Below are 9424 nucleotides of genomic sequence, written 5' to 3' on the forward strand. Positions count from 1 at the left end.
GGGCGGGGCGTGCGGCGCTGGGCGAGGAGGCGCTCGCTGGCGTGGGGCTGGTGGAGCTGGAGGCGCAGTCGCCGGCGTGGGCCGGGCAGCCGGCATCGGATCCGGATGCGCGCGCGCTGGGCCTGGGTCCGCACCATCTGGCCTATGTGATCTACACGTCGGGCTCCACCGGCACGCCCAAGGGCGTGATGGTCGAGCACCGGGGGCTGGTGAACTTTCTATTTGCGTTTTCAGAGATATCTTCAATTTCTGACCGCGATACTTTTTTGGCTTTGACCACCATCTCGTTCGATATTGCGGGGCTCGAACTGTTCCTGCCTTTGAGCACTGGGGCCGCAGTCGCCCTTGCAAGCAGTAAGGATGCAATCGACGCCATCGCCTTACGCCATTACATAGCACATCACAACATTTCTTTCATGCAGGCGACTCCGGCAATGTGGCGCCTGCTCTTAGATGGAGGCTGGCAAGGAACACCAGCGCTGAATGCGGTATGTGGGGGAGAAGCGTTACCTGCAACTCTGTCACTTCGCCTAAATGAAGCGGTGAACTCTTTAAAGAATTTCTACGGGCCAACCGAAACAACCATCTGGTCATCCTTTTTTCCTATTGACACGCCATTCGGCGTGCCACATCAAGGTGTACCGATCGGCCGTCCGATTGCGAACACGCGGGTGTATGTGCTGGACGGTCATGGCGAGCCGGTGCCGTTCGGGGCGGTGGGGGAGCTCTACATTGGCGGGGCGGGGGTTGCGCGTGGCTACCTGAAGCGTCCGGAACTGAGCGCGCAGCGGTTCATGGCCGATCCGTTCAGTGCGCAGCCGGGCGCGCGGATGTATCGCACGGGGGACCTGGCGCGGTACCTGCCGGATGGCAATCTGGAGTTTCTGGGGCGCATCGACGAGCAGGTCAAGATCCGGGGCTTTCGCATCGAGCCGGGCGAGGTGGCCGCGCACCTGTGCGCACATGCATGGGTGCGCGAGGCGGTGGTGGTGGCGCGCGAGGAGCGGGCCGGCGAGCCGCAGCTGGTGGCCTATGTGGTGGCCGCACAGGAGGCGCAGGAAGCGCAGCTTGCGGCGACGCTGCGCGCGCATCTGGCGGGGCAGCTGCCGGACTACATGGTGCCGGCGGCGTTCGTGCCGCTGGGGGCGCTGCCGCTGACGGTCAACGGCAAGCTGGACCGGCGGGCGCTGCCTGCGCCGCAGGACGATGCGTATGCGCGGCGGGGTTACGAGGCGCCGCGCGGGGAGCTCGAGACGGTGCTGGCGCAGCTGTGGGCGGAGCTGCTGGGTCTGGAGCGGGTCGGTCGGCATGACCACTTCTTCGAGCTGGGCGGTCATTCACTGCTGGCCGTGCGGCTGCTCAGCCGAGCACTGGATGGGGGAATGAAATTAAGCGCTATCGATCTATTCGAAGCCCCCGTCCTGAAGGATCTTGCCTCCAGGGTCGAGATGGACATGGATCCTCATGTGTCTGGAGTGTTGCCGGTCCGTTTGGCGGGAACTCGGCCTCCCGTTTTCTTTGTTCCGACAGGCTATGGAGATTTTTCGTATGTCTCCACTTTAGCAAAAGAAATGGAAGTGGATAGTCCCATCTACGCTCTACCATGGCCCTCCTTCAAAGATCGTTCACTGACTCTTGAGGAGATCGCAACGCATACACTGTTGACGATGAAGAAGATTCAGCCACGAGCTCCCTACCGGATTGCCGGATATTCGTCCGGTGCGATCCTCGCTTACGCGATTACTCAGCAGTTGCTGCGCTTCGATGAAACGGTATCTTTTCTGGGTCTTATCGATGCCCCGCTGCCAGCAAATTCTCCGAAAAAATCTGATGCCGAAATAATACTCGAAATGGTATTTGAACCTCTGGAGTCTTTGGACGATGAACGATTTGAACTGCTACAGCGCTGCGCTAGGAACAGTTCTGTTCCGCAACTACTCCAAAAGGCACAGGAAATTGGGGCGATAGTTGTAGAAGCGGATTTCTACGAAACCGTCGAAACGTATATCCATTTTCAGCACGCGTTACTGAACTATCAGGTTCCATCCCTGCAAGTCGAAATCCACCAGTTCTATGCATCGGAGCTTCCCGAGAATTTCCGGGCTGGGTGCACTCCGGATGCAACGGAGGCCAAGAAGATTGCACCCATGCATGGCTGGGACCGAGTTCTAAATCCCGAGGCCATTCACGCCATACCGATTCCCGGCGATCACGTGACAATGATGGCCGTGCCGGAAAACCGTCGGATTCTTGCACGTGCGCTTTCCTTATGCTTAAGCAGCACACCACACCCGCGAACAATAGGGCCCTGACGCTATGACAACGCGCTCGCACAATCTCGACAGTTACCTCCCGTCGACTTTCGAAGCCCTAACGCAAGGAGGGGACCCGCGGATCGAACTCGACACCGCCGCAATGATCAACAAATATGGGGGGCGACCGATACCAGATACAGGACTGTTAGCATTTGGCTCCGCCACGGCATCTACTATCTCCCTATCTGGCCACTCTGCTGCGCAACAACTACGCTCCCATCTCTTGAGTAGCTTACGGGAGAGAAATCCGGCGGACGTTTATTTGGAGGAGATGTCGAGGCTGCGTAGTGAATTTATCGACCTGTGTGGCTTAGGAGAACTATCTGGGTTGGAGGCTATTGTATCCGCTTCCGGCACAGATGCTCACATGCTTGTCGCAAGACTGGTGGCCGGGACCAGCTCTCGCACAACGTTGGCGATCATGGTTCAACCGGAAGAGACGGGGAGCGGTGTCGCGCGTGCTTTGGCGGGCGCCTTATATCATCGCTATCCCCCCGCGATGAACCATGAGAATGTGGGAGATTTCGGCGATGTCAATCACGTCGAGTCGATAGCAATTCGCTCAGAGGACGGCAGTCTCCGATCCATTGCTGAGGTTGATGACGAACTTGAAGCAACGGTATTGAGTGCTGTAAAGCAGTATGAGCGCATTTTGATCGTATTAACCGACGTCTCCAAGACCGGCGTGTTGGGCCCCAGTCCGGATCGTGTCCTCGAACTCAAGCGGCGCTGGCCAAACATCATCGAGACTGTCATCGATGCCTCTCAATTCAGGCTGGCATCGAGCACGTTAGTTAGTTACCTCCGTGCGGATAGTATTGTCATCATTACTGGATCAAAGTTTTTTAGCGGCCCTCCATTTTCCGCAATGTTGCTGGTTCCGGCAGACGCAGCATGCAGATTAATGAAGCGGCCGGTCGATCCGGCACTTCGCGTCAATAGCGCGCGCGCAGAGTGGCCGCCACATTGGAATGGCATCATGTCGCTTCACAATGCCAGCAACTTTGGATTGCTTTTGCGGTGGGAGGCTGCCCTCGCTGAACTGCGGGATTTTCACAGCATCCCCGCGGAAGGTATCAGAAAGGTCGTGGAGAACTTCTATAACGCTATTACATCATGGATGAGTAACTCGCAACAGCTTAGTCTCCTGGAACAACCCGCCTTGCAGCGCCGTCCAACGGAAAATCAGTCGACGTGGGATCAGATACCAACGATTTTTCCTTTCATCTTGTTCGAGTTTAATAACCGAAGAAGGCCGCTGCGCGCGGAGGAGACCACCAAAATCTTCAATCGAATGAAAGCAGACCTTGGTGGGAGGGCGCGCGGAGTAAGACGGAAAATATTGTCCGCGCGTTGCGAATTGGGTCAACCCGTTTTATGTGGCGAGATCGATGGGGTTCCTGTTTCTGCGCTGCGGATGAGTCTTAGCGCGCGCTTAATTGTGGAGGCCGTTTGCGAGAAAGATAACAGCGCTGAATATCTAGTAGAACGTGCCATTTCTGTGTTGGAAAAGGTATCTCTTCTCGCTAAGAACAGGGTGCTTGTATCCTGACTTAAAACAATCTTGGTCGAGCGCCGGGCCTACTGGCGGGCGGCGATCGCAATAGTCGAGAGAGCGAGAGATTTGCATTGGCGTTGCTCGAATATGGTAATGATTTTCAAACTCGAACCAGTGGCACACTGACTCCGATTCAAGGCTGTCAGCCAACCTGCAGCGAGAAAATGGCACTGACATCATGAGCAAATAGAAACGATCACTTTGCAGTGCTAGCAGTGATGTGAAGCGGGTCGACCCGTGGGGAGCGCAACTCAATAGTACGGCGTGGATATCCATTCTCGGTCAGAGAATGAGGCCTCTGGACGCGTCTTTCATCAATGGGGGCATTTGATCCAACATGACCGGTTGTCGAGCCGCAGTTCTCCACTATCTCACGCCGCGCGTGCATTGCATATATCAACAGGGAATTGGATTGAGCTTGTGCTCAACGGGGAAGCGCTTGTGGTGTTAGAAGGAAATTTTGTTAAGGAATACAAAGTGGATAGGCATAAACACGGGGGGTACGACAGAAAGACCGGCCAGGGTTTCGGGGAGTTGCCCTTGGTCTCCTGCCAGTCGGTGGAAGCGGTTGAGCCAGCCGAAGCCGCGATCGACCGCCCAGCGGCGCGGCAACGGCACGAAGCCATTTTTCGCCTCAGTCCGCTTGATTATCTGAAGCTCGATCTCTTCGTCGAGTGCGGCCTGTGCAGGCTCTTCGCAGGTATATCCCTGATCGGCGAACGCTACCTTGACCGTCTGGCCTTTGGCGTGCTGAATCTGGCGCGCCAATTCTCCGAACAGAGCATGCTCCTGTTCGTTGGCCGGCATCACATGCGCGGCAAGCAACTGCTCGAAGATATCGACCGCCATATCGACATTACTGCCGCACGGCGGAAAGTCATTGGGCAACAAACGCCACGGCATAGCCGCGCGCACGATCCAGCGCAGTGCATTGAACATCTCGCGCAATTCATTGCAGTGACGCGGCGTGTCTTTGTTCATCAACGTCAGATACGCAGTGGCGAAGTACCAATCTTCATCCGATATATCGGTTGGCTATGGCCTGTGTTCTTTTGTCCCGTCAGGATACAAAGCCCGGCACAAATTGCCTAACGTTCTCTAGATCATTGATGACCCTATCCATTCGGGGGGCTGTAAGAAAGAATATGAGCGATGCAATTTAATGATTCCCGTCGGAGTTCGGAGATGAATTTGAAAATATTTTCTTTGCGAGAGAGGCCGGAACTTATTCCTCTTGTTTTTTCGAGCGAGTTAGATAACATGTGGCCGGACTTTATGCGCCATGATCGAACCGCAAAGCTCTATTTTGGCGCGGGAGTCTTCTCAAGATACTTAGACTTCGCGTATGCTGGGCTTGTCGACGAGGAGGTCGTTGGGCGCGCTTTCGGCGTTCCATTTGCCTCAAACATCGAGGGCCGCATGGAATTGCCGGACGGCGGGTGGGATGAGCTTATCCGCTGGGCTCACGAAGACAGTCTGCTAGGCCGTGAACCAACGACGATAAGCGCACTCGAAATTACCCTACTGCCAAAGGCGAGAGGTTTCGGTAATGCGCTGGCACTGCTGAATGCGTTGAAGCAATGTGGCAAAATGGCGGGATTCTCAAAACTTTCGGTCCCCGTTCGGCCAAGCCAGAAACACCATGTGCCCGGGATGCCGATGCTCGAGTATACCCGACTACAACGCCCCGACGGTTTGCCGATGGATTCTTGGTTGCGAACCCACCTCGGTGCTGGAGGAAGGCTCATGAAAATTGCCCCTTATTCCATGACCATCGTTGGAACGATTTCGGAATGGTCACGATGGACAGGGCAAATATTCGAACATTCCGGAACTGCTGAGGTCGATGGGGCATTGGTGCCGGTGCTCGTTTCAATGGAGCAAAATTGCATCGTTTATGTCGAGCCAAATGTTTGGTTTCAATACGACCTATGATTGATGAAGCTTAATTCTTTCATTTCACGAAGTGAGATACGTCGATATATAAATGATGGCGAAAAAGAAACCTTGGTTTGACATGCGGGCGTTTAAGTACGTACTAGTCTTTACTGTACGATACTGGCGCAAACAGCCTGTGAGAATTTCCGCGATCGCGACGCTCGCATTACTGGCCACCCTTGCCGAGGTGGTGACGCCATTCTTTTCTGGGCGACTGGTGGATGCGCTGACAGCTAGTGGCGGTGATATGGGCTTGAAGTCCGCTGCGTGGCACCATGCAGCAAGTACTTTTGGTTTGCTGATTGCATTGGGAGTTGGCACGACCTTGGCGAGACATTTCACGCTTCACAACATCATGGTGCTGACGTTGAACATGATAAGCGATGTCGCGTCGAACGCATTTTGCCGGGTGCAACGTCTCTCCACCGATTGGCATACGAATAGTTTCGCCGGTTCGACAGTACATAGGATCACGCGCGGTATGTGGGCGCTAGAACTGATGAACGACACGCTGCTTCTCGCGTTGCTGCCTTCGCTGCTGATGCTGGGTGGCGCGACGATACTGCTTGGTGTCCGCTGGCCGCTGATGGGTGTCTTGGTTGGCGCAGGCTCGCTGCTGTACATTGCGGTCGCAGTGTCGCTATCGCTCGGCTATGTAGCGCCCGCCGCGCACATCAGCAATCTGTGGGACACCCGCATGGGAGGTAGGCTTGCCGACGCGATAGCCTGTAACTCGCTCGTGAAAGCGTTTGGCGCCGAGAGCCGAGAAGAAGCTAGGTTTGCCCGCATAGTCAGCAAGTGGCGTAAGCATGCGGCTCGCATGTGGGCGCGCAGTACGACCAATGGTGGAGTCCAGAGCGGCATGCTCGTGCTGATGCAAACCGCGATGCTCAGTGCCGCACTATGGTTCCGCGTGCGCGATGAAGCAAGCGTCGGTGACATCGCGTTTGCGCTAACAATGTTCTATGTCTTGCAAGGTTATCTACGCGAAGTTGGGATGCACGTACGCAACCTGCAACGCTCTGTGAATGATATGCAGCAACTAGTTTTGCTTGAGCGAGAGAGATCTGGCATCGAGGACCGGCCAGGTGCGCGTCCTATCGAGATTCGACGAGGGGAGATTTGCTTCGAGCGAGTGACTTTCCAATACGACAAAGTCCGGGAGCCTTTGTACAAGGATTTCTCAGTAACCATTGCGCCCGGTGAGCGCGTTGGGCTGGTGGGCCGTTCAGGGGCGGGAAAGACTACGTTCATAAAACTAATCCAGCGGCTCTACGATCTCAGCGATGGTCGCATAAGGATTGACGGGCAAGACATTTCCCAAGTTGAGCAGACTTCGCTGCGACGGCAGATCGCTATCGTGCAACAAGAGCCGTTGTTGTTTCACCGTTCGCTCGCGGAGAACATCGCATATGGTAAGCCGGACGCGACGCAGGCCGAGATCGAGCAAGCTTCCGCGCTAGCGAACGCGCACGAGTTCATTGCCGCGTTACCGAACGGATATGCCACGCTGGTGGGCGATCGCGGCGTGAAGCTTTCGGGCGGTGAACGTCAGCGAGTGGCTATCGCTCGTGCTTTCTTGGCAGACGCGCCAATCCTTATTCTCGATGAAGCGACCTCGAACCTTGACGGCGAAAGTGAAGTGCTGATTCAGCAGGCGATGGAGCGGTTGATGGTTGGGCGTACGACACTCGTGGCTGCGCACCGCCTGTCCACGGTTCGTGCGCTCGATCGGCTGCTGGTGTTTGATCACGGCCGCCTCGTCGAGGAAGGAAGCCACGACCGGCTCGTTCAGCTCGATGATAGTACTTACCGTCGGTTGTTTGATCAGCAGGGATTCGGGTTAGCTCGCGAGATTTGACGACGTTGTGTGCTGCCGTTGCTGACGAGCGGATCAAACGGCGACAAGTCGGAAGCGTTTCGCGGCGCCACCCGACTGTCGTATAGTTCGTTTGGTTCCCCTCCGGTTTGCCTGTGAGGTTCTCAATGATCTTCCTTTAGGGCCGATTGATTGAGATGGGAGATCAGGTCAAGCTAATGCCGGCGAAGCTCGTCCAGCCATGCAATATCGGCAACAAGAACGATCCCGCTGACGCTCGCGCGATCTGGATGGCCTTGGTCTGGACTGCGATAACGATTGCGCGTTCATGAACCCGGCCGTCTTTGATTTCTTCAAGGCAACGGGTATCGAGATGGTGCGCTGGCGTGGCTGCAAGAAAAACGATCAGGCGCGGGTCGCGCAAAAGAATGGCGCCGTCTGTACGTCATCTGGTGGGGGACGGCAGGCTACAAGGTCTCGAAGCCACAGAAAACTCTTGCCTCGCTTTATCAAGTGTCGCGGCTGTATATCAACTTCTTCCAACCGTCATTCAAACTGAAATCAAAGACAGGTCACGGCGCCAAGGTGACAAAGCGCTATGAGGCGAGTTTGACGCCGCCCGAAAAGGACGTACACCCCAGGATCGAGAGCGTGTGCGGCATGGCTGAGTTTGATGATGGCGCACTATGCGGACATGCTGGTCCTGATCGCATTGCCTCTGGGTCGGGACGCTGGTGGCGCAATACCTTTTTTTTCGCGTCCGGGCAGCGATCGCGGTGAGGCCATGACAAAGGGAGATACCTTCAGCTTCTATCAGCGTATCTGTGTGGCGCGCGGCCTCCATCACGGCCAAAGCTGGACGTGTGTTCTGGTGCTGTACGGTATCGTCACGCTGTTTCCGTCGCCGATCGCGGCGCTGCTCGAATGGAAGGTTAGCGCGACCACCGTCATATCCGTCATGCCTCTATTGCTAGCGGTATTCGCAATTGACATCACGGATACGGTGGACTTCTCGGTCTATTCCGTGTCGGGAGCGTTGCTGGGCTTCACGATTCTCTTCGCACACACCTATGCGTCCGGGTTGCGCGCGTCTGGACCCGAGCGGACGGGCGATCGGGGGCATAGCGGCAATGCTGATGGTGGGGCGGCGTTCGAGTTGATTCTGTTCAATTCATGCGTCGAACCAAGCGTCGTTCGCCGGCCGTTCGCGACCTGATTCTTCCGCCGTGCCGATTGTGCTCGACGGTGACGACAATTTTCAGCCCAAACGTGGCGGATTTGCTAAAGTTGGTTGTAGAGTCGTTGACTTTGGTGGCGTCCGACCTTCATCGCGGTCAGTTTGCGGACGACCACCGGGTCAGCACCGTCGTGTTCGCGCGCGGCAGCAGCGCGAGCGCCGTGCGGCCGGCGCGCTGCGTGCGCCCAGCGTTGTCGAGCAGCACGAACGGTAGCTCGCGCAGTTGCCAATCCCGCGAGGGCACCGCCGGATCACGCGGCGGCAATAGGGCGATCGGCGTGCTCAAAGGCCACTCTCTCTGTGGATTGCGTTATTCAGAGTTGGTCTTGTACCCGCACGATACGCGTAGTGTGAGTCAGCGGATCGCGATAGACGAGGGTCGTGCGATCCACTTCGGCGCGCTCATGCTGCACACTGCCGTGGACTAAAAAGTCCAGCCTGAACAAACCGTAGAGCCTTAAGCGTTGGGGGTTTCCGGCGGAAATCGTGTTGTTGGAATTGCAGAGACCTGGCATATTGCTGGGTATAGCCTGCAAATTCTGGCGAGGTTTAGATGG

General features: G+C 56.2%; 6 protein-coding genes and 3 pseudogenes. 6 read left to right on the plus strand and 3 right to left on the minus strand.

Features of this window, described 5'->3' with window-relative positions; genetic code table 11:
• Both AB3X96_RS41340 and AB3X96_RS41345 read left to right on the plus strand, forming a co-directional pair.
• Nucleotides 1–2312 (plus strand): amino acid adenylation domain-containing protein (locus AB3X96_RS41340; RefSeq protein ID WP_368594263.1); only part of this gene is annotated, 2312 nt, incomplete at its 5' end.
• Nucleotides 2313–2736: 424 nt separating this feature from the next.
• Entirely contained in the window at nt 2737–3867 is a 1131-nt protein-coding gene (locus AB3X96_RS41345) for a hypothetical protein (RefSeq protein WP_368594264.1), read from the plus strand.
• 453 nt (nt 3868–4320) lie between these two features.
• Here AB3X96_RS41345 and AB3X96_RS41350 read toward each other — a convergent pair whose 3' ends face one another.
• On the minus strand, nt 4321–4899 hold the full coding sequence (locus AB3X96_RS41350; protein WP_368594266.1) for a transposase: 579 nt from the start codon (nt 4897–4899) through the stop codon (nt 4321–4323).
• 159 nt (nt 4900–5058) lie between these two features.
• On the opposite strand from AB3X96_RS41350, the gene AB3X96_RS41355 reads away from it, so the two are divergent.
• From AB3X96_RS41355 to AB3X96_RS41370, 4 genes and pseudogenes are all read left to right on the plus strand, one after another.
• Nucleotides 5059–5808: a hypothetical protein gene (locus tag AB3X96_RS41355; RefSeq protein ID WP_217710347.1), complete on the plus strand. Its 750-nt coding sequence runs from the start codon at nt 5059–5061 to the stop codon at nt 5806–5808.
• Nucleotides 5809–5863: 55 nt separating this feature from the next.
• On the plus strand, nt 5864–7672 hold the full coding sequence (locus tag AB3X96_RS41360; RefSeq protein WP_368594267.1) for an ABC transporter ATP-binding protein: 1809 nt from the start codon (nt 5864–5866) through the stop codon (nt 7670–7672).
• Nucleotides 7673–7815: 143 nt separating this feature from the next.
• Nucleotides 7816–7926 (plus strand): annotated as a pseudogene (locus AB3X96_RS41365) (IS110 family transposase); the annotation flags it as partial.
• Nucleotides 7927–8324: 398 nt separating this feature from the next.
• The gene (locus tag AB3X96_RS41370; protein WP_368594265.1) at nt 8325–8846 is read left to right on the plus strand and encodes a hypothetical protein; all 522 of its coding nucleotides are present in this window, start codon (nt 8325–8327) and stop codon (nt 8844–8846) included.
• A gap of 142 nt (nt 8847–8988) precedes the next feature.
• On the opposite strand, the pseudogene AB3X96_RS41375 reads toward AB3X96_RS41370, so the two are convergent.
• Nucleotides 8989–9153, minus strand: a pseudogene (locus tag AB3X96_RS41375) (type II secretion system protein GspL); the annotation flags it as partial.
• A gap of 28 nt (nt 9154–9181) precedes the next feature.
• Nucleotides 9182–9424, minus strand: a pseudogene (locus AB3X96_RS41380) (hypothetical protein); the annotation flags it as partial.

Source organism: Paraburkholderia sp. BR13439 (assembly GCF_040948805.1).
In the GTDB taxonomy this organism is placed as follows: domain Bacteria; phylum Pseudomonadota; class Gammaproteobacteria; order Burkholderiales; family Burkholderiaceae; genus Paraburkholderia; species Paraburkholderia youngii.